The organism is Thioalkalivibrio sp. (assembly GCF_007692535.1).
In the GTDB taxonomy this organism is placed as follows: domain Bacteria; phylum Pseudomonadota; class Gammaproteobacteria; order Ectothiorhodospirales; family Ectothiorhodospiraceae; genus Thioalkalivibrio.
Genome location: NZ_REBW01000140.1, coordinates 1 through 17,200 on the forward strand (window position 1 = coordinate 1; position 17,200 = coordinate 17,200).

Below are 17,200 nucleotides of genomic sequence, written 5' to 3' on the forward strand. Positions count from 1 at the left end.
GCGAGTACCTGGAAGAGGACGACATCGAGCGTTTCGAGGACGTCTACGACCGTTAGCCCGCGGTAGCAGTGCCGGGGACGACGCTATTTTGCGCCCATGGGTGGGGTGCGAGGCCCGTCGGGTTACGCCCTTTGGGCTAACCCGACCTACGGTTTGTGGCTTTTCATCGTCAGGGGCGGCGCAGGGCCATGAAAGTTAACGTGAAATTCACGGTCCAGCTCTGTAGGTCGGGTTAGCGCAGCGTAACCCGACGTGCCGGGGACGGCGATGCATTTTCGGCCTTGGGTGGGTACCAGACCCGTCGGGTTACGCCCTTTGGGCTAACCCGACCTACAGGTCGCTCCCCAAGGCGGCGGCAAGTCGCCGCACTCCATCGGCGCTTGTGCTTTCATCATTCGGGGTGGCGCGCCTTTTCATCGTCAGGGGTTGCGTGGGGTTATGAACGTTAGCCCTCGGTAGCAGCCCTGTCCTTCCGGCGATTGGGTGTCCTGCACAAAAAAACCCCGCCGGAGCGGGGTTCGTTTGTTGCAGCATGTGGGCCGGTTTTTACCGGATCACGCTCTTCAGGATGGCTTCGTTTTCCTGGGTGGCTTCGGCCATCACCGAGGCGACGGTGCCGCCGAAGGCCTGGGCCATCAGGCTGGTGTTCATCCGCGACACGATGACTCGGCCGTCGGAGGTTTCATACACCGACACGCGGCAGGGCATCATCGAGGTCACGACCTTGGCACGGTCCTCGGCGAGGATCTTGCCGGCGTGGTGCGGCTGGCAGAGTTCCAGTACGGCGACGCGATCGACTTCGTAGCCGTAGGGACTCACGGCGTCGTGGATCATGTGCACCGTGGGCACCTTCCAGTCCTGTTCGATGGCGGTCTGCGTGATCAGTTCGACCGTGTCCTCGAAGTTGAAGAGGCTTTCGTCCTCCGAAATCATCAGGTTGGGGGCGGCCGAGAAAGCCGTCAGCATCATCGCGGCGACGCCTACCAGGAATCCACCGATTCCGGTCATGATGAAACGCTTGGTCATGATTTGTTCTCCATTTTTCAATCGTTTTGGTTGAGTCGGCCTCACGGCCATTCAAATATATTAGCGAATGCTAATTGATGGAGGGCATCATGCCACAGGCGCCGGAGGGCTTCAAGCGCATTTTTTCGATCGGTTGGGAGGTTTGCGCGCCATTTCGTGTACCTGGATCGCCAGCATGGCTCGGATTCCGCGCCGGCGATTGACAACTTTCGACGAATCCGTCGTTAATGGGGCTCATGCACAAGGGGAGACGGCGATGGATATCAGCAGCATGGAGCTCAACCGTGGCTGGGGGCTGTTCGGTCGGGGCTGGAACAACTTCAAGACCGACCCGCTCACCTGGATCCTGGTCGTGGTGATCTTCTTTCTGATCAGCCTGGTGCTGAACCTGATCCCGCTGCTCGGTGGCGTGCTGATGGCAGTCATCTCGCCGGCGCTGATCGCCGGGTTCATGAAGATCGCGCATGACATCGAGCAGGGTGAGAAGGTAGGTGTAGGCCACCTGTTCCAGCCGATCCAGGATTCCGAGCGCCGTGTCCCGCTCCTGCTGCTCGGCCTCGTGGCCCTGGTGGCCACCATCGTGATGGCGGTATTGATGGCGGTATTCGTCGGCGGCGCCATGCAGATGGGCGCCACGGGTGATGCAATCAGCATGCCGCTGGCCGGCGTCGGGTTCTTTGGGATGATCGTGATCTTCCTGATGTATCTGGTGGTCTTCGCGATGCTGGCGTTCTCGATTCCGCTGGTGTACTTCCGTGGCGTGGAACTGGGTGATGCCATCGTCGCGAGCATCAAGGGCACGATCGCGAACATCGGGCCGTTGGTGATTTTCAGCCTGATCTATTTCGTGCTGGCGTTCTTCGCGATGCTTCCCTTCGGACTTGGCTTTCTGATTCTTGGTCCGGTGGTCTTCGCCGCGGTGTACGGAGCCTACACGGAGATTTTCACGGGCTCGGTGGAGCCGGAGGTGATCGAGGCCGAGGAGGCCTGAGGACTTCCCGCCGCCCGCCCCTTATGGAGTGCGGCGGCTTGCCGCCGCTTTGGGGTTGGGGCGGCTTTCGGGGCTGAAAGCGGGAGCGAGCTCCCGCGCTCCATAGGAAGCTCTGCTCAGTCTTTCTTGGGCAACTCGGCGGATTCCGTGCTGGTCGCGTCGGCGCCGGCGGGCTTGTCGCTCCGGCCTTCCTTCTGCGCGCGCTTTTCGGCGAGGAGCCGTTCTTCCGCTTCGAGCCGGTCGAGTTCGACGTCCATTTCGTCCGGGCTGAGGGGGCGGAATTCGCTGGTCGCGGTGCTGGCCTTCGCGGATGCGCCGGCGCTTGCCGCGGCGGCTCCGGAGGCGGTCGCCGAGCCGCTGGTCGTGGGTCGCGGGGTCGTGCCGCCGGCGCGCGGGGTCTTTCCGCCCGGACCCGGGCCGCCACGCCGCGGTCCGGCTCCTGGCCCACCTCTGCGTGGATCGTCGTCAGGGCCGTCCCCGTCAGCATCGTCGTCAATTCCCTCGGCGGCTCTGCGCTCGGCCTTGCGCTTTTCCATGATCCTGGAAAGGATCAGCCCGATCTCGAACAGAATCCACATCGGCAGCGCCAGCAGCGTCTGGGAGATGATGTCGGGGGGCGTCAGGATCATGCCGATCACGAAGGTGCCGACGATGACGTAGGGGCGCTTGCTGGCCAGCTTCTCCGGGGTGGTCGCGCCCATCTGCACCAGCAGGATCGTCGCGATCGGTACCTCGAAGGCGATGCCGAAGGCGATGAACAGCATGATCACGAAGTCGAGGTAGCGCGAGATGTCGGTCATCACCGCCACGCCCTCGGGCGCGGTCGCAGTGAAGAAGGCAAAGATCAGCGGGAACACCACGAAATAGGCGAACGCCATGCCGAGGTAGAAGAGGATGGTGGACGATGCCACCAGCGGCCCGGCCATCTTCTTCTCGTGCTTGTACAGGCCGGGTGCAATGAAGGCCCAGAGCTGGTAGAGGGTGTACGGGATTGTCAGCACGACCGCCAGCAGCAGGACCAGCTTGAACGGGATCAGGAAGGGCGCCGCGACCTCGATCGCGATCATGCTGGTGCCCTCGGGGAGGTGCACCATCAGCGGGGTCGCGAGGTAGGTGTAGATCTGGTTCGCGAACGGGAACAGCATCAGGAACACGACCAGAATCGCCAGGAACATGCGCAGGATCCGGTCGCGCAGTTCGATCAGATGACTGAGTAGGGTCTCGGTGGCCTCGGTGCTGGGCTCGCCGGTGGTCTTGCCGTTGCTCATGCCTTGTTCGCGGTCCCGTCGCCGTCGGTATCCGCTTCCTCAGTCGGCTTGCGCTCCACCGGCTGCGGTGGCGGCGCGTCGGTCAGCAGATCGCCATCGAGGTTGCCCGCGACCGGCACACGCTTGATGCGCGGGCGACCGTCGACCTTTTTCTCGGGTTTGTCCGATTTCCTTGTCGGGTCTGCGCCCATGGATGTCGCGGGACGGCCCTCGGGGTCCAGTTTCTTCTTCTTCGCCTTGTCGTCCGCCACGTCATCGAGATTTTCGCGCAGGGTCTCCTCGGTCTCTTTCAGATCCTCGCGCAGGGTCTCTTCGGTTTCCTGCATCATGCTCTTCAGTTCCTGGATCTCCTCCTCCTGGCCCTTGAGCATCTTGCGCAGCTCCTCGGTCTGCAGCTCCTGCTCGATGTCCGAGCGCACGCTGTTCACGAAGCGCCGCGCCTTGCCGACGAAGCGCCCGATCTCGCGCGCAAGCCCGGGCAGGCGCTCCGGCCCGACCACCAGCAGCGCGACCAGGGTGATGATCAGGATTTCCCAGAAGCCGATATCGAACATGGTCTACCCGACGGGTTCCGCGTGGTGTTGCCGAGCCCGGTTCAGGGCTGGCTGCCGCCGCTCTGACCGCCCGGCTGGGATTCCTTCTTCGTTTCCGCATCGATCACGCGGCCTTTCTTCTGATCCTCGACTTTAGGGATCTCCTCGCCTTCGCGACGCTCGGTATCGTCCTTGTCCGCCCCCTCCCCCTCCTCTTCGCCATCGGGATTCTTCACCGAGTGGCGGAAGTTCTTGATGGCGGAACCGAGGTCACCGCCCATGTTGCGCAGCTTCTTGGTGCCGAACAGGAGCACTACGATGAGCAGGATGATGAGAAGCTGCCAGATGCTGATACCGCCGATCCCCATGGGATGCCTCCGAAGACGATGAAAACGTGAACCTGAATAGTGGTAGACCCTGAATCAACCCGAGCGTTTGCCCGCTGCGCCGCGATTCGCCTTTTCGGTGATGCCGGAGAGGCCGAAGCGGCGGCCGAGCTCGCCCAGTACGTCATCCGGGTGCAGTCCGCGCGCAGACAATACCACGAGTGCGTGGAACCAGAGGTCCGCCATCTCCGAGACCAGGGCTGCGTCGTCCGGGTTCTTGGCGGCGATGACCGTTTCGGTGGCCTCCTCGCCGAGCTTCTTCAGCATCACGTCGAGGCCGCGGTGGTGCAGCGAGGCGACGTAGGACGTCTCCGGATCCGCCTGCCGCCGTTGCTCGATGACCTCGGCGAGCCGCTGCAGGATCTCGCCACTCATGCGTCGGTCCCGCGCGGTGGACGCACCGGCACGCCGGCCGCGGCCATGGCCGCCTTGACCTCCGCCACCGTGTGCTGGCCGAAGTGGAAGATGCTGGCGGCGAGGACCGCGTCGGCGTGGCCATCGACCACCCCTGCGACCAGGTGCGCGAGTTCGCCGACCCCGCCCGAGGCGATCACCGGGATGCTCACCGCGTCGCTCACCGTGCGGGTCAGGTCGAGATCGAAGCCGATCCGGGTGCCGTCGCGGTCCATGCTGGTCAGCAGGATCTCGCCGGCGCCCAGCTGCACCATCTTCTGCGCCCAGGCCACCGCGTCGATGCCGGTACCGCGGCGCCCGCCGTGGGTGAACACCTCCCAGTGCGGAAATTCGGCGTCGTCCTGCACCTGCTTGGCGTCGATCGCCACGACGATGCACTGGCTGCCGACGCGCGTCGCCGCCTCGGCCACCAGTTCCGGCCGCTGTACCGCGGCGGTGTTGATCGAGACCTTGTCGGCGCCCGCGTTCAGCAGGCGCCGGATGTCGGCGACCTCGCGGATGCCGCCGCCGACCGTCAGCGGGATGAACACCTGTTCCGCGACCTGTTCGACCACGTGCACGATGGTCTCGCGCTCGTCGCTGCTCGCGGTGATGTCGAGGAAGGTGATCTCGTCGGCGCCCTGCGCGTCATAGCGGCGGGCCACTTCCACCGGGTCCCCGGCGTCGCGGATGCCGACGAAGTTCACGCCCTTGACCACGCGGCCGGCGTCGACGTCGAGGCAGGGGATGATGCGGCGCGCCAGCATGGGTCAGGCCTGCCCCGCGGCCAGTGCGATCGCTTCCTGCAGGGTGAACGTCTCCTCGTACAGGGCTCGGCCGACGATCACACCGTCGATGCCATCGTCCTCGTGTTCGAGCAGGCGCCGGATGTCGTCCAGCGAGCTGACCCCGCCGGAGGCGATCACCGGAATCCGGACCCCCTGGGCCAGACGTGCGGTGGCCTCGACGTTCACGCCCTGCATCATGCCGTCGCGGCTGATGTCGGTGTAGACGATCGCCATCACGCCATCGCTCTCGAAGTGCTGCGCGAGGTCGATCACGTCGTGGTGCGAGAGCTTGGACCAGCCGTCGACCGCCAGCTTGCCGTCGCGGGCGTCGAGCCCGACGATGATGCGGCCCGGGAATTCCAGGCACAGGTCGTTGACGAAGTGCGGTGCGCTGACTGCCTTGGTGCCGATGATCACGAACTCGACCCCGGCCTCCAGGTAGGCCAGCACCGTGTCGTCGTCGCGGATGCCGCCGCCGACCTGGATGCGCAGGTCCGGGTAGGCCTCGGCAATGGCGTGGATGACCTCGGCGTTTTTCGGGATGCCGGCGAAGGCGCCGTCGAGGTCGACGATGTGCAGGCGCTCGGCGCCGGCATCGACCCAGCGCCCGGCCATGGCTACCGGGTCTTCACCGAATACCGTGGATTCCTCCATGCGCCCCTGGCGCAGGCGCACGCACTTGCCTTCCTTGAGATCAATCGCGGGTATGACCAGCATCATCGACTCCATTGATGGTGATACTGCAGGACGAGCGAAAACGCGGCGAATCCTGTGGCCCGCGGTGCGGGTGCGTGGCCCGGAGGACGCTCATCGCCAGGCGCCGTCCCAGCGCAGGAAGTTGTTGAGAAGTCGCAGGCCGTCGGCCGCGCTCTTCTCCGGATGGCACTGCATCGCGAACATCGATCCGCGTGCGATCACCGACGCGAACGGGTCTCCGTAGTCGGTCTCGCCGACGACGTCCTCGGCCCGCGTCGGCAGCACCCGGTAGCTGTGCACGAAATAGAACCAGGGTTCGCGCGGCAGTCCTTGCCAAAGTGGGTGGTCCTGCACCTGGCGCACGACGTTCCAGCCCATGTGCGGGATCTTCAGCCGCCTTCCCGCGCTGTCGATCGCGTGCCCGGGGAAGCGCTCGACCTTGCCCGGAATCACGCCCAGCAGATCGACTCCGTCGTTCTCGGCGCTCCAGTCGAGCAGGATCTGCTGGCCCAGGCACATGCCCAGGAACGGTCGGGTGGCCGCGAGTTCGGGCAGAACCGTGTCCAGCCCGAGGCTGCGCAGGGCCTGCATCGCATCGGCCGCCGCACCCTGTCCGGGAAAGACCAGGCGGTCGGCGTCGCGGATCACCGCGAGGTCGTCGGTCAGCACGATCTGTGTGCCGGGCGGCGCCTCGTGCCGGAGCGCGCGCTCCACCGAGTGCAGGTTGCCCATGCCGTAGTCGATCACGGCGACGCTTTGCATCGTTGACGCCCTCTTGCGCGGTTCGCCTTACAGGGCGCCCTTGGTGGATGGCGTGATATCGGTCATGCGCGGATCCGGTTCTGCTGCCATGCGCAGCGCGCGGCCGAAGGCCTTGAAGATCGTTTCCGCGACATGGTGGGCATTGTGGCCCCGGATGCTGTCGATGTGCAGCGTCATCCGGGCATGGTTCACGAGCCCCTGGAAGAATTCCTGGAACAGGTCGACGTCGAACTGGCCGATGTGGGAGCGCCGGAACTCGGCGTGCATCTCCAGGCCGGGTCGGCCGGAGAAGTCGATGACCACCCGCGCCAGGGCCTCGTCCAGCGGCACGTAGGCGTGGCCGTAGCGGCGGATGCCCTTCTTCTCACCCAGTGCCTGGGCCAGCGCCTGTCCGAGGGTGATGCCGATGTCTTCCACCGTGTGGTGGGCGTCGATATGCAGGTCGCCCTCGGCCTGGATGTCCAGGTCGATCACGCCGTGGCGCGCGACCTGGTCGAGCATGTGATCGAGGAACGGCAACCCGGTGGCGAAGCGGCCGGTGCCGTTGCCGTCGAGGTTCAGTTCGACCCGAATCCGGGTTTCCAGGGTGTCGCGTTGAACGACCGCAGTGCGCGCTTTCATGGCTGTCGATGCTATAGCAAAACCCCAGTTTAGCAAGCCGAGGGCGCCGCGGCACGGGCGAGGGCCGATCGGCCAGGGGCTGGTCTCCTACCGGTCGGCGCGTTGGCCGATCAGGAGGGCTTCGGGAACCGCGGACTGGATCGCCAGGGGAATCTCCAGGCAGAGGCCCGGGCGCGCCTGCACCGAGACCCACAGGGTGTTGATCCTGAGGTTCATCTCGACAAAGGCGATCACCTCGCGGTAGCCCTCCAGGACCTGGTGGATGGCCTGCAGGCGCTGCCGGATCTCCAGGTCACTGCGTCGCTTCAGTCCGGGGATGAACATCATGAAATCCGCCAGGCGCTGGCCGCTGGCGTCGCGGCTGGGCAGGCGCTGCCACAGGGGCTCGATCGGCTCGAAGGAGCAGGCTCGCCGCAGTCCCGGCTGTGTCCGTGCAGGCAGCGGGTCTTCCAACGGTTCGATCTGCCGGCTTGCCGGCACGGGTACGGGGATTTTCGGCTTCTGCGCCATGCGCGCCTCCTGATCATCCGGTACTTCCCGGTCCGGCTCGTGACACGCGCTCTTCGATGGCATGCCTGCATGCGTTGCGCGCTCGCTCGCGGGACGCAGGCCCCGCTGGCTTTCTGGCCGGCTCCGATCGGTCGCCGCGCGGAGCACGCCCGGCTTGGGCACAATGTAGGCTCAGGCGGTAGTAGAAGGAAAACAGGCACAAAAAAGCCGGGGACGAGCCCCGGCTTCTGGCTTGCGCCTGATCGAAACTACCCGATGGTGGCTTCGACGCTGTCGCTGCCGCCCTGGTTGTCCGTCCAGGCCAGTTTCAGGGTGTCACCCTTGTTGCCTTCGAACTGGAACTGGAAGAACGGGTTGCGGGAGATGGTGACTCCCCAGTAGGCGGTCATCACGTTGGTATCGCCGACATCGGCGGTGACCACGTCGATGTGGTGGGGCGGAATCAGGTCGCCGGCGGCGTCCTTGCTGGTGCCGGTTTCCATGGGATGGGTCATCAGGGCGCGGACGGTGACGATACCGTCGCTTTCCTGGGCGCGAACACGAATGGTAGACATTGCTATACCTCCGGAAATTGGGAAAGTCGGTGTGAAAGTGCCGGCCGCTTAGCCGCCGCAGCCACCGATGGTGACCTTCACTTCACGCGTCGCGCTGTACCAGGTATCACCCGATTTCACAGCGGCAACGACGTCGGACGACTGTCCCATCTTGATGCGGGTTGCAAACATCGGCACGGCGCCGGCGCCGAGCACGTACTTCGAGGTCAGCGGCGAACCGTTCTCGACCACGAACAGGGCCATTTCGCTGACGTCGGACATGCCGGTTTCCACGGTCACGGGAACGACCATCCCATTTTCCGCGATTTCCGGGGCACTGATTTCGATATCGCCTTCGGGCATGTCGGTGGTGCCGAGTGCGGCCTGAAGGGTGTCTTCAAAGCCGCGGGCCTTGAAAGCGTCTTCCGGCCATGCGGCCAACAGCTTGCTGGGGGCCAGCAGGCCCGCCCCAACGGCTACACCGACAGTGCCGGCAGCCAGGGTGCCTTTCAGAAAGACACGGCGCTTGTTACTAGTCATGGAGATCTCCTCTCATCTTTGGGTCAGTCCGGAACGTCCAGGGCGTTGCTCTGGGAAACGCCTCTGGTACGGACGAAGGTTAAGACTATTCTATTCCCACAGGGGTTCCACCAAATATGCACAGGGCGCGTGCCGCAATGCCGGCTGTCGTTGCCGGTGTCCCCCGGGTGCGCCCAGCGGCCGCCAGTCGGCAGCGTGGAATATATGAGTGTAGACCATTCTGCGGGCATGGGGCGAAATGCAGCGCGGGGCCCACCGTTCTACACTAGTCGCTGTCACACGCCTTCTCCGTCGGAACCGCACGCCATGATGCCCTGCAAAGCCCAACTGGCGTTCATCGCCCTTGTCGTCGTACTCGGATCCATGCAGATGCTCGCCAGTTGCGGGCAGAAGGGGGATCTGTACCTGCCGGAGGACGCGCCGGAGGAGCGCCGCTGATGGATCACTTCGGGCTTCGCGGCGGCGTGCTGCACGGTGAGGATGTGTCCCTGGAGGATCTCGCCGAGGTGGTGGGCACACCGGCCTATGTCTATTCCCGGGCCACGCTGACGCGGCATTACCAGGCCTTCACCAGCGCCCTGGAGGGGATGCCGCACCAGATCTGTTTTGCGGTGAAGGCCAACTCCAGCCTCGCGGTGCTGGATGTGCTTGCGCGTCTCGGCGCCGGCTTCGACATCGTCTCCGGCGGTGAACTGGAACGCGTGCTGCGTGCCGGCGGAGACCCCGGGCGGGTCGTGTTCTCCGGTGTGGGCAAGACGTCGGCGGAGCTGCGCCGGGCCCTGCAGGTCGGCATCCACTGCTTCAACGTCGAGTCGCAGCCGGAGCTCGCGCTGCTGGACCGGGTGGCCGGAGAGCTGGGTCTGCGCGCGCCGATCTCCATCCGCGTGAACCCGGATGTCGATGCCGAGACCCATCCCTATATCGCCACCGGCCTGCGCGAGAACAAATTCGGGGTGGCCATCGACGCCGCGCCGGCGCTCTACCGCGAGGCCGCGGCGCTGACGCACGTCGATATCCGCGGTGTGGGCTTCCACATCGGCTCCCAGCTGACCCGGCTGTCGCCCTTCACCGACGCGCTGCAGCGCGTGCTTGCGCTGGTGGATGTCCTGGCGGGGGAAGGGCTGAAGCTGGAGCACATCGACGTCGGCGGCGGCCTGGGGGTGCGGTACCGGGACGAGACGCCCCCGGAGCCGGCCGCCTATGCCGCAGCGCTGCGCGGCGTGCTGGCGGGGCGGGATCTGAAGGTGATGCTCGAGCCGGGCCGTGCGATCGCTGCCAACGCCGGGGTCTTTCTGACACGGGTGGCCTTTCTGAAGCACACCGAGCACAAGGACTTCGCGATCGTCGACGGCGCGATGAACGACCTGATCCGGCCCGCGCTGTACGGTGCCTGGCAGGAGATCGTGCCGGTGCGGCCGCGCGACGTGGCGGCGCGGGTGTATGACGTGGTCGGCCCGGTCTGCGAGACCGGCGACTTCCTGGGCCGCGAACGGGAACTGGCGCTGGCCGAGGGCGACCTGCTGGCGGTGCGTTCCGCCGGCGCCTACGGCTTCGTGATGGCCGGCAACTACAACAGCCGGCCACGGCCGCCGGAGGTGATGATCGATGGCGGGCGCTTCTTCGTCGTGAATCGGCGCGAGCAGGTGGACCACCTGATGATGCGCGAGAGCATGCTCCCCGAGGACGATCTGCCCGGAGACGATTGATGGAGCGCCGCCCCGAACCGGAACTGATGCTCGACGACGAGCAGGCGCGAGCCTATGCCGAGGCCGATTTCAGCGAACCGCACGAGCACTTCGTGGACCTGTTCGCAGAGCGCTTCCCCGGGCCGGTCGGCGGGCTGGTGCTGGATCTCGGCTGCGGTCCGGGAGATGTCAGCCTGCGCTTTGCCGCACGCCACCCCGACTGCGTGGTGCACGGCATCGACGGTGCGCCGGCGATGCTCGCCGCCGGTGCCGAACTGCGCCGCCACCACCCGGCCGGGCCACGAGTGAACCTGGTACAGGGCCTGCTGCCTGAGGCCGCCGGCCCCGGGGCCCCGTACGACACGATCATCTCCAACAGCCTGCTGCACCACCTGCACGACCCCCAAAACCTGTGGGCCGTGATCGTCCGCGACGGTGCGCCGGGCGCAGCCGTCTTCGTGATGGACCTCTGCCGCCCGGACTCGCGCGAGCAGGTCCGGACCCTGGTGGCGCAGCACGCCGCCGATGCCCCCGAGGTGCTGCGCCGCGACTTCGAGAACTCGCTCCACGCAGCCTTCACCCCGGACGAGGTGCGCGCCCAGCTGGACGCGGCGGGCCTGCACGGGTTCCGGGTCGAGCAGGTCAGCGACCGGCACCTGGTCGTCTGGGGACGTCTTCCGATCGCATCGCGGGTGCCGGGAGGTCCGCAACCGTGACGCTCGCGTTCACCAAGATGCACGGGCTGGGCAACGACTTCGTCGTGATCGACGGGGTGCGCCAGTCGGTCGTGCTGAGCCCGGAAGACGTGCGCCGTCTTGCGGACCGGCATTTCGGCGTCGGCTGCGACCAGGTGCTGCTGGTGGAGCCGCCGGAAGACCCGGCACGGGCGCTGTTCCGCTACCGGATCTTCAATGCCGACGGTGGCGAGGTCGAGCAGTGCGGCAACGGCGCCCGCTGCTTCGCGGTCTTCGTGCGCGAGCAGGGGCTGACGCAGGCCGAAACCATACCCGTAGAAACGCTGGCCGGGCTGATCGTGCTGCAGGTGGAGTCGGACGGGCAGGTCCGGGTCGACATGGGCCGCCCGCGCTTCCTTCCCGCAGAGATCCCGTTCCTGGCCGCGACCGAGGCCGATTCCTACGAGCTGGAGGTCGGCGGCACGACGGTGGCGATCGGCGCGGTGTCGATGGGCAATCCGCACGCGGTGCTGCTGGTCGAGGATGTCGCCACGGCGCCGGTGGCCCGGCTGGGTCCGCTGATCGAACATCACCCCCGCTTCCCGGCCCGGGTCAACGTGGGTTTCGCCGCGGTGACCGGGCGTGACCGCATCGACCTGCGGGTGCACGAACGCGGCGCCGGCGAGACCCTGGCCTGCGGGACCGGCGCCTGCGCGGCGATGGTCGTGGCGCGCCGGCGGGGGCTGGTCGATGCGCAGGCCCGGGTCCATCTGCCGGGCGGAAGCCTTGTGCTAAGCTGGCACGGACGAGTCGAGGATCCGGTCTTCATGACCGGCCCTGCCACCACTGTCTTCCATGGTCGAATCGAGCGATGACTGCCAGTTCCCCGAAAACCGAACCGGATTACCTCACCGAAGGCGCAGTCGAGGCCTTTCTCCGCGATCACCCGGACTTCTTCGAGCGCCACGTGTCCCTGCTGGACGTATTGCGTGTGCCGCATACCCGCGGCGGCTCGGTGTCGCTGATCGAGCGGCAGGTCGCGCTGCTGCGGGACAAGCACCGCTATCTGGAGCAGCGCCTGGCCGAACTGGTCGAGCGTGCGCGCGACAACGAGCGCGTGGGGCTGCACCTGCACCGGCTGGCCTGCACGCTGATGCACGCCGAGGGGCTCGACGGGGCGCTGGCGCTGACGCAGGAAGCCCTGCGCAACGAACTGAAGGCCGAACTGGTCAGCATCCGCCTCGCCGGCGAGAGGCAGGACGACCTGCACCGGCTGCCTGCCGAGGACCTCGAGTATTTCGAGGAACTCTTCGCGCGCGGTCGGCCGCAGTGCGGACGGCTGCCGAAGCCGGCCCTGCAGGCCATGTTCGGCGATGACGCCGGTGCCGTCGGCTCCGCCATCCTGATGCCGCTGTCGGTCGACGGGCAGAAGACCGGGGTGCTGGGCCTGGGCAGCCGTTCCCCGGACCGCTTCCTGCCGGATATGGGTACCTACTTCGTCACCCACCTGGGTGAACTGCTGGCCGAGGCCATCCGCTGTCATGACGTGCGTTCCTGCGCCAACGGGTAGGGGGCGCTACAGGGTCCCGGACACGGATCCGGAACCGGCCACGGATGCAACCATTGCCGCGTTTCTCGACCACCTCCGCCACGAGCGCGGCCTGTCTCCGCACACCGTGGTCGCCTACGCGCGCGACCTGCAGCGCCTGCGCGCGGGCTTTGCCGGCGCCTGGCCGGAACTGGATCCAGCCACCCTGCGCCGTATCGCCGCCGGCCTGGCGCGGGGCGGCAGCAACCCGCGCACCATCCAGCGCTTCCTGTCCGCCGTGCGCAGCTTCGGTGCCTGGGCGGTGCGCGAGGGTCTGCTGGAGCACAACCCGGGGGCGTCGCTGCGCGGGCCGAAGCTGGGTCGGCCGCTGCCGCGCGGCCTCGACGTCGATCAGGCGGGCCGGGCCATGGCACAGCCGGGCCGGGATGCCCTGGAACTGCGCGATCGGGCGATGCTGGAATTGTTCTATTCCTCGGGACTGCGGCTGTCGGAGCTGACCGGGCTGGACCTGGGCAGCCTGGATCTCGAGGCCGGTCTGGTGCGGGTGCTGGGCAAGGGGCGACGCGAGCGCACGGTGCCGGTAGGACGTCTGGCGCGCGAGGCCCTGCGTGCGTGGCTGGCGCTGCGGCCCGGTTGGGCAGCGCCGGATGAGGGCGCGCTCTTCGTGTCCCGGCGCGGGGGGCGGCTGGGCAACCGCGCGGTGCAGAGCCGGCTGGCGCTGGCGGGTCTGCGGGCCGGCTTGGGCGAGCGGCTGCATCCGCACCGACTGCGGCACGCGTTCGCCAGCCACATGCTGGAATCGAGCGGCGACCTGCGCGCCGTGCAGGAACTCCTGGGGCACGCGGATCTGGCGACGACCCAGATCTACACCCACCTGGATTTCCAGCACTTGGCGCAGGTCTACGACAACGCGCACCCGCGGGCGCGGCGCAAGGCCGGCAGTACGGTTCGCCTGCACGGGACGCGTCTGCCCCGGGACGAACCCGCGTAGGACGGTGCAGCAGTCCCAACCATGGGATCCGTCCGCGTAGGAGCGCAGCTTGCGCGCGAATGGGTATGCTGCGGGGTTGACGAGAACGGGGTTCGCCCCGCGCAATGACGCACGATGTGCGCGAACAGGAGGTCGTCTTTGGAGCAGTTTCGTGGAACCACCATCGTCAGCGTCCGTCGCAACGGCGAGGTCACGCTGGGCGGCGACGGCCAGGTATCGCTGGGCAACACCGTGATGAAGGGCAACGCGCGCAAGGTCAGGCGCGTTTATCACGATCGGATCCTGGCCGGATTCGCCGGCGGAACCGCCGATGCCTTCACCCTGTTCGAACGCTTCGAGGGGATGCTGGAGAAGCACTCGGGCAACATGATGCGCTCGGCAGTGGAGCTGGCCAAGGACTGGCGCACCGACCGCGCGCTGCGCCGTCTGGAGGCCCTGCTGGCGGTGGCCGATCAGCAGCACTCGTTCGTGATTTCCGGCAACGGTGACGTGATCGAGCCGGAGCACAGCCTGATCGCGATCGGGTCGGGCGGCCCCTATGCACAGGCCGCGGCGCGGGCGCTGCTGGACAACACCGACCTGCCGTCGCGCGAGATCGTCGAGCGCAGCCTGCACATCGCCGCCGACATCTGCATCTACACCAACCACCAGATCACGCTGGAACACCTCGGGCCGGACACGAGCCGGGCCTGAGGCAAGGACTCTCTTCATGACTGATATGACACCGCGCGAGATCGTCCAGGAACTGGACCGTTACATCATCGGCCAGGAGGATGCCAAGCGTGCCGTGGCCGTGGCCTTGCGCAACCGCTGGCGCCGGCAGCAGTTGCCGGAGGCGCTGCGCCAGGAGGTCACGCCGAAGAACATCCTGATGATCGGCCCCACTGGCGTCGGCAAGACCGAGATCGCGCGCCGGCTGGCGCGGCTGGCCAAGGCCCCGTTCCTGAAGATCGAGGCGACCAAGTTCACCGAGGTGGGCTACGTCGGGCGCGACGTCGAGTCGATCATTCGCGACCTCGCCGACGCCGCGATCAAGCAGCTGCGCGAGGAAGAGATGGTCCGGTACCGGTCCCGCGCCGAGGATGCCGCGGAGGAACGCATCCTCGACGCGCTGCTGCCGCGGCCCCGGGCCGCCGGCTTCAACGAGCCGGAGCCTCCGGCGGCGGACAGCGAAACCCGGCAGAAGCTGCGCAAGCGGCTGCGCGAGGGCGCGCTGGACGACCGCGAGATCGACATCGAGGTGCGCGCGGTGCAGCCGAGCATGGAGATCATGACGCCGCCGGGGATGGAGGAGATGGCGAGCCAGCTGCAGTCGATGTTCCAGAACATCGGCGGACAGCGCACCCGCAGCCGGCGCCTGAAGATCCGCGACGCGGTGCGCCTGCTGGTCGATGAGGAGGCCGCGCGGCTGGTCAACGAGGACGAGCTGAAGCTCAAGGCGGTCGAACGCGTCGAGCAGAGCGGGATCGTCTTCATCGACGAGATCGACAAGGTGGCCAAGCGCAGCGAGCACGGTGGCACCGATGTCTCGCGCGAGGGGGTGCAGCGCGACCTGCTGCCGCTGGTCGAGGGCACCACCGTGAACACCAAGCTGGGAATGGTCCGCACCGATCACATCCTGTTCATCGCCTCGGGCGCCTTCCACCTGGCCAAGCCCTCCGACCTGATCCCGGAACTGCAGGGCCGCCTGCCGATACGGGTGGAACTCGGGGCGCTGTCGGTGGACCATTTCGTGCAGATCCTGACCGAACCCACCGCTTCGCTGACCGAGCAGTACACGGCCCTGCTCGGTACCGAGGGGGTGACCGTGGAATTCCGGCCGGACGGCGTGCGCCGGATCGCCGAGATCGCCTTTGACGTGAACGCGCGTACGGAGAACATCGGCGCTCGACGCCTGCACACGGTACTCGAGCACCTGCTGCAGCAGGTGGCCTTTGATGCCCCGGACGTGTCCGGCCCGGTGATCGTCGACGCGGCCATGGTCGACGATCGACTCGGCGAGCTGGTGCAGGACGAGGACCTGTCGCGCTACATTCTTTGAGACGGAGTTTTTCCGCGACCCGGAGTGGAATTGGTACTCTGACCCCCAAAACACTGCACAACCTACGCCCAGGAGCACTTTGATGAGCAGCAAGCACCGCCCCACGGACATCCAGTTGCACCAGAAGTCGCGCATCCTCGAACTCGGCTACGCGGACGGCACCAGCCTCCGCCTGCCCTGCGAGTTCCTGCGTGTCTACTCCCCCTCGGCGGAGGTTCGCGGCCACGGCCCCGGCCAGGACACGCTGCAGCTGGGCAAGGAGGATGTAAACATCACCGAAGTGGAGCCGGTCGGGAACTACGCGGTGAAGCTGGTCTTTTCCGACGGCCACGACACCGGCATCTACGATTGGGATTATCTCTACAACCTCGGCATGGAGCAGGACAGGCTCTGGCAGGAATACATCGACAAGCTCGCTGCCGCCGGGCACGCGCGCAAGACCCATTGATGCCGCCATGAGCGACGAAGAAGAGCGCGGCAAGACGCATTTCGGTTACGAATCCGTCGCGGAAGAGGAGAAGGCGGCGCGGGTTGGCCAGGTCTTCTCGTCGGTCGCGCGGAAATACGACCTGATGAATGACGTGATGTCGATGGGCATCCACCGCCTGTGGAAGCGGCACACGGTGCAGCGGGCTACGGTGCGCCCGGGCATGCGCGTGCTCGACCTGGCCGGCGGCACCGGCGACCTGGCCGCGGCCTTTGCGCCACGGGTCGGCGAGCGCGGGCACGTGGCGATCTGCGACATCAACGCCTCGATGCTGATCGCCGGGCGCGATCGGCTGCTCGACGAGGGGCGCGTGGGCAACATCGACTTCGTGCAGGGCGATGCGGAGGCACTGCCGTTTCCCGACGAGCACTTCGACCGTCTCACCATCGCCTTCGGCCTGCGCAACGTGACCCGCAAGGAACGGGCACTGGCGGAGATGCGCCGGGTGCTGAAGGCCGGCGGCCGGCTCCTGGTGCTGGAATTCTCGCAGCCCGTCGCCCCGTTGCGACCCTTCTACGATGCGTACTCCTTCAAGGTGATGCCCCTGATGGGACGCCTGATCGCAGGTGATGCCGACAGCTACCGCTATCTCGCCGAAAGCATCCGCGTGCACCCGAACCAGGAGGCGCTCGCGGAGATGATGCGCGAGGCGGGCCTGGAACGGGTGGAGTACGAGAATCTGACCGGTGGCGTGGTCGCGCTGCACCAGGCCACGAGGTTCTGACC

The 17,200-nt window shown here is 66.7% G+C and carries 23 protein-coding genes; 11 read left to right on the top strand and 12 right to left on the bottom strand.

Annotation, left to right across the window (positions count from 1 at the left end; genetic code table 11):
* Positions 1-546: 546 nt before the first annotated feature.
* A complete protein-coding gene (locus tag EA346_RS07455; protein ID WP_296757170.1) occupies positions 547-1,026 on the bottom strand; it encodes a DUF302 domain-containing protein in 480 nt (159 codons plus the stop codon).
* 256 nt (positions 1,027-1,282) lie between these two features.
* On the opposite strand from EA346_RS07455, the gene EA346_RS07460 reads away from it, so the two are divergent.
* Complete coding sequence (locus EA346_RS07460; protein ID WP_296757172.1) at positions 1,283-2,017, top strand: BPSS1780 family membrane protein; 735 nt, start codon at positions 1,283-1,285, stop codon at positions 2,015-2,017.
* Positions 2,018-2,133: 116 nt separating this feature from the next.
* Here EA346_RS07460 and tatC read toward each other — a convergent pair whose 3' ends face one another.
* The 11 genes from tatC to soxY form a co-directional block, all read right to left on the bottom strand.
* The gene (gene tatC / locus EA346_RS07465) at positions 2,134-3,285 is read right to left on the bottom strand and encodes a twin-arginine translocase subunit TatC (protein WP_296757173.1); all 1,152 of its coding nucleotides are present in this window, start codon (positions 3,283-3,285) and stop codon (positions 2,134-2,136) included.
* The gene (tatB, locus tag EA346_RS07470) at positions 3,282-3,839 is read right to left on the bottom strand and encodes a Sec-independent protein translocase protein TatB (protein WP_296757175.1); all 558 of its coding nucleotides are present in this window, start codon (positions 3,837-3,839) and stop codon (positions 3,282-3,284) included. Before tatB ends, tatC begins: the two co-directional genes overlap by 4 nt.
* 41 nt (positions 3,840-3,880) lie before the next feature.
* Positions 3,881-4,186, bottom strand: coding sequence for a twin-arginine translocase TatA/TatE family subunit (tatA, locus tag EA346_RS07475; RefSeq protein WP_296757177.1), 306 nt, complete (start codon positions 4,184-4,186; stop codon positions 3,881-3,883).
* Between the two features lie 54 nt (positions 4,187-4,240).
* Positions 4,241-4,579: a phosphoribosyl-ATP diphosphatase gene (locus EA346_RS07480; protein ID WP_296748286.1), complete on the bottom strand. Its 339-nt coding sequence runs from the start codon at positions 4,577-4,579 to the stop codon at positions 4,241-4,243.
* Positions 4,576-5,364: an imidazole glycerol phosphate synthase subunit HisF gene (hisF, locus tag EA346_RS07485; RefSeq protein ID WP_296757179.1), complete on the bottom strand. Its 789-nt coding sequence runs from the start codon at positions 5,362-5,364 to the stop codon at positions 4,576-4,578. The genes EA346_RS07480 and hisF overlap by 4 nt, the downstream gene beginning before the upstream one ends.
* 3 nt (positions 5,365-5,367) lie before the next feature.
* A complete protein-coding gene (gene hisA / locus EA346_RS07490; RefSeq protein WP_296757180.1) occupies positions 5,368-6,102 on the bottom strand; it encodes a 1-(5-phosphoribosyl)-5-[(5-phosphoribosylamino)methylideneamino]imidazole-4-carboxamide isomerase in 735 nt (244 codons plus the stop codon).
* 90 nt (positions 6,103-6,192) lie between these two features.
* On the bottom strand, positions 6,193-6,843 hold the full coding sequence (hisH, locus tag EA346_RS07495) for an imidazole glycerol phosphate synthase subunit HisH (RefSeq protein WP_296757182.1): 651 nt from the start codon (positions 6,841-6,843) through the stop codon (positions 6,193-6,195).
* 27 nt (positions 6,844-6,870) lie between these two features.
* A complete protein-coding gene (gene hisB / locus EA346_RS07500) occupies positions 6,871-7,464 on the bottom strand; it encodes an imidazoleglycerol-phosphate dehydratase HisB (RefSeq protein ID WP_296757184.1) in 594 nt (197 codons plus the stop codon).
* A gap of 87 nt (positions 7,465-7,551) precedes the next feature.
* A complete protein-coding gene (locus EA346_RS07505) occupies positions 7,552-7,974 on the bottom strand; it encodes a hypothetical protein (RefSeq protein ID WP_366755770.1) in 423 nt (140 codons plus the stop codon).
* 248 nt (positions 7,975-8,222) lie between these two features.
* Positions 8,223-8,528: a thiosulfate oxidation carrier complex protein SoxZ gene (gene soxZ, locus EA346_RS07510; protein ID WP_296757186.1), complete on the bottom strand. Its 306-nt coding sequence runs from the start codon at positions 8,526-8,528 to the stop codon at positions 8,223-8,225.
* A 48-nt stretch (positions 8,529-8,576) separates the two neighbouring features.
* On the bottom strand, positions 8,577-9,047 hold the full coding sequence (soxY, locus tag EA346_RS07515) for a thiosulfate oxidation carrier protein SoxY (RefSeq protein ID WP_296757187.1): 471 nt from the start codon (positions 9,045-9,047) through the stop codon (positions 8,577-8,579).
* A 306-nt stretch (positions 9,048-9,353) separates the two neighbouring features.
* Here soxY and EA346_RS07520 point away from each other — a divergent pair, with 306 nt between their 5' ends.
* The 10 genes from EA346_RS07520 to ubiE all read left to right on the top strand — a co-directional run bounded on the left by EA346_RS07520 (position 9,354) and on the right by ubiE (position 17,198).
* Positions 9,354-9,485 (top strand): lipoprotein, encoded by a 132-nt coding sequence (locus EA346_RS07520; RefSeq protein WP_296748293.1) that lies wholly within the window; start codon positions 9,354-9,356, stop codon positions 9,483-9,485.
* Positions 9,485-10,753: a diaminopimelate decarboxylase gene (lysA, locus tag EA346_RS07525; RefSeq protein WP_296757189.1), complete on the top strand. Its 1,269-nt coding sequence runs from the start codon at positions 9,485-9,487 to the stop codon at positions 10,751-10,753. Before EA346_RS07520 ends, lysA begins: the two co-directional genes overlap by 1 nt.
* Positions 10,750-11,448: a class I SAM-dependent methyltransferase gene (locus EA346_RS07530; protein ID WP_296757190.1), complete on the top strand. Its 699-nt coding sequence runs from the start codon at positions 10,750-10,752 to the stop codon at positions 11,446-11,448. Before lysA ends, EA346_RS07530 begins: the two co-directional genes overlap by 4 nt.
* A complete protein-coding gene (gene dapF / locus EA346_RS07535; protein WP_296757192.1) occupies positions 11,445-12,281 on the top strand; it encodes a diaminopimelate epimerase in 837 nt (278 codons plus the stop codon). Before EA346_RS07530 ends, dapF begins: the two co-directional genes overlap by 4 nt.
* The gene (locus tag EA346_RS07540; RefSeq protein ID WP_296757193.1) at positions 12,278-12,976 is read left to right on the top strand and encodes a DUF484 family protein; all 699 of its coding nucleotides are present in this window, start codon (positions 12,278-12,280) and stop codon (positions 12,974-12,976) included. Before dapF ends, EA346_RS07540 begins: the two co-directional genes overlap by 4 nt.
* The gene (locus EA346_RS07545) at positions 12,948-13,946 is read left to right on the top strand and encodes a tyrosine recombinase XerC (RefSeq protein ID WP_296757195.1); all 999 of its coding nucleotides are present in this window, start codon (positions 12,948-12,950) and stop codon (positions 13,944-13,946) included. Before EA346_RS07540 ends, EA346_RS07545 begins: the two co-directional genes overlap by 29 nt.
* Positions 13,947-14,084: 138 nt before the next feature.
* Complete coding sequence (gene hslV / locus EA346_RS07550) at positions 14,085-14,639, top strand: ATP-dependent protease subunit HslV (RefSeq protein WP_296757197.1); 555 nt, start codon at positions 14,085-14,087, stop codon at positions 14,637-14,639.
* Between the two features lie 16 nt (positions 14,640-14,655).
* Entirely contained in the window at positions 14,656-15,987 is a 1,332-nt protein-coding gene (gene hslU, locus EA346_RS07555; RefSeq protein ID WP_296757198.1) for an ATP-dependent protease ATPase subunit HslU, read from the top strand.
* Positions 15,988-16,069: 82 nt separating this feature from the next.
* Positions 16,070-16,435, top strand: coding sequence for a DUF971 domain-containing protein (locus EA346_RS07560; protein WP_296757200.1), 366 nt, complete (start codon positions 16,070-16,072; stop codon positions 16,433-16,435).
* 7 nt (positions 16,436-16,442) lie between these two features.
* Positions 16,443-17,198, top strand: a complete 756-nt coding sequence (ubiE, locus tag EA346_RS07565; protein ID WP_296757201.1) for a bifunctional demethylmenaquinone methyltransferase/2-methoxy-6-polyprenyl-1,4-benzoquinol methylase UbiE — start codon at positions 16,443-16,445, stop codon at positions 17,196-17,198.
* Positions 17,199-17,200: the final 2 nt, after the last annotated feature.

Excerpts from the sequence above, each read along its gene's own strand:
- lysA (WP_296757189.1), top strand. The coding sequence starts at position 9,485 with ATGGATCACTTCGGGCTTCGCGGCGGCGTGCTGCACGGTGAGGATGTG.
- soxY (WP_296757187.1), bottom strand. The coding sequence starts at position 9,047 with ATGACTAGTAACAAGCGCCGTGTCTTTCTGAAAGGCACCCTGGCTGCC.
- hisA (WP_296757180.1), bottom strand. The coding sequence starts at position 6,102 with ATGCTGGTCATACCCGCGATTGATCTCAAGGAAGGCAAGTGCGTGCGC.
- EA346_RS07520 (WP_296748293.1), top strand. The coding sequence starts at position 9,354 with ATGATGCCCTGCAAAGCCCAACTGGCGTTCATCGCCCTTGTCGTCGTA.
- hisB (WP_296757184.1), bottom strand. The coding sequence starts at position 7,464 with ATGAAAGCGCGCACTGCGGTCGTTCAACGCGACACCCTGGAAACCCGG.
- soxZ (WP_296757186.1), bottom strand. The coding sequence starts at position 8,528 with ATGTCTACCATTCGTGTTCGCGCCCAGGAAAGCGACGGTATCGTCACC.
- tatC (WP_296757173.1), bottom strand. The coding sequence starts at position 3,285 with ATGAGCAACGGCAAGACCACCGGCGAGCCCAGCACCGAGGCCACCGAG.
- EA346_RS07505 (WP_366755770.1), bottom strand. The coding sequence starts at position 7,974 with ATGGCGCAGAAGCCGAAAATCCCCGTACCCGTGCCGGCAAGCCGGCAG.
- hslU (WP_296757198.1), top strand. The coding sequence starts at position 14,656 with ATGACTGATATGACACCGCGCGAGATCGTCCAGGAACTGGACCGTTAC.
- hisH (WP_296757182.1), bottom strand. The coding sequence starts at position 6,843 with ATGCAAAGCGTCGCCGTGATCGACTACGGCATGGGCAACCTGCACTCG.
- EA346_RS07455 (WP_296757170.1), bottom strand. The coding sequence starts at position 1,026 with ATGACCAAGCGTTTCATCATGACCGGAATCGGTGGATTCCTGGTAGGC.
- EA346_RS07560 (WP_296757200.1), top strand. The coding sequence starts at position 16,070 with ATGAGCAGCAAGCACCGCCCCACGGACATCCAGTTGCACCAGAAGTCG.
- ubiE (WP_296757201.1), top strand. The coding sequence starts at position 16,443 with ATGAGCGACGAAGAAGAGCGCGGCAAGACGCATTTCGGTTACGAATCC.
- hisF (WP_296757179.1), bottom strand. The coding sequence starts at position 5,364 with ATGCTGGCGCGCCGCATCATCCCCTGCCTCGACGTCGACGCCGGCCGC.
- tatB (WP_296757175.1), bottom strand. The coding sequence starts at position 3,839 with ATGTTCGATATCGGCTTCTGGGAAATCCTGATCATCACCCTGGTCGCG.
- EA346_RS07540 (WP_296757193.1), top strand. The coding sequence starts at position 12,278 with ATGACTGCCAGTTCCCCGAAAACCGAACCGGATTACCTCACCGAAGGC.
- EA346_RS07545 (WP_296757195.1), top strand. The coding sequence starts at position 12,948 with ATGACGTGCGTTCCTGCGCCAACGGGTAGGGGGCGCTACAGGGTCCCG.
- EA346_RS07480 (WP_296748286.1), bottom strand. The coding sequence starts at position 4,579 with ATGAGTGGCGAGATCCTGCAGCGGCTCGCCGAGGTCATCGAGCAACGG.
- tatA (WP_296757177.1), bottom strand. The coding sequence starts at position 4,186 with ATGGGGATCGGCGGTATCAGCATCTGGCAGCTTCTCATCATCCTGCTC.
- EA346_RS07460 (WP_296757172.1), top strand. The coding sequence starts at position 1,283 with ATGGATATCAGCAGCATGGAGCTCAACCGTGGCTGGGGGCTGTTCGGT.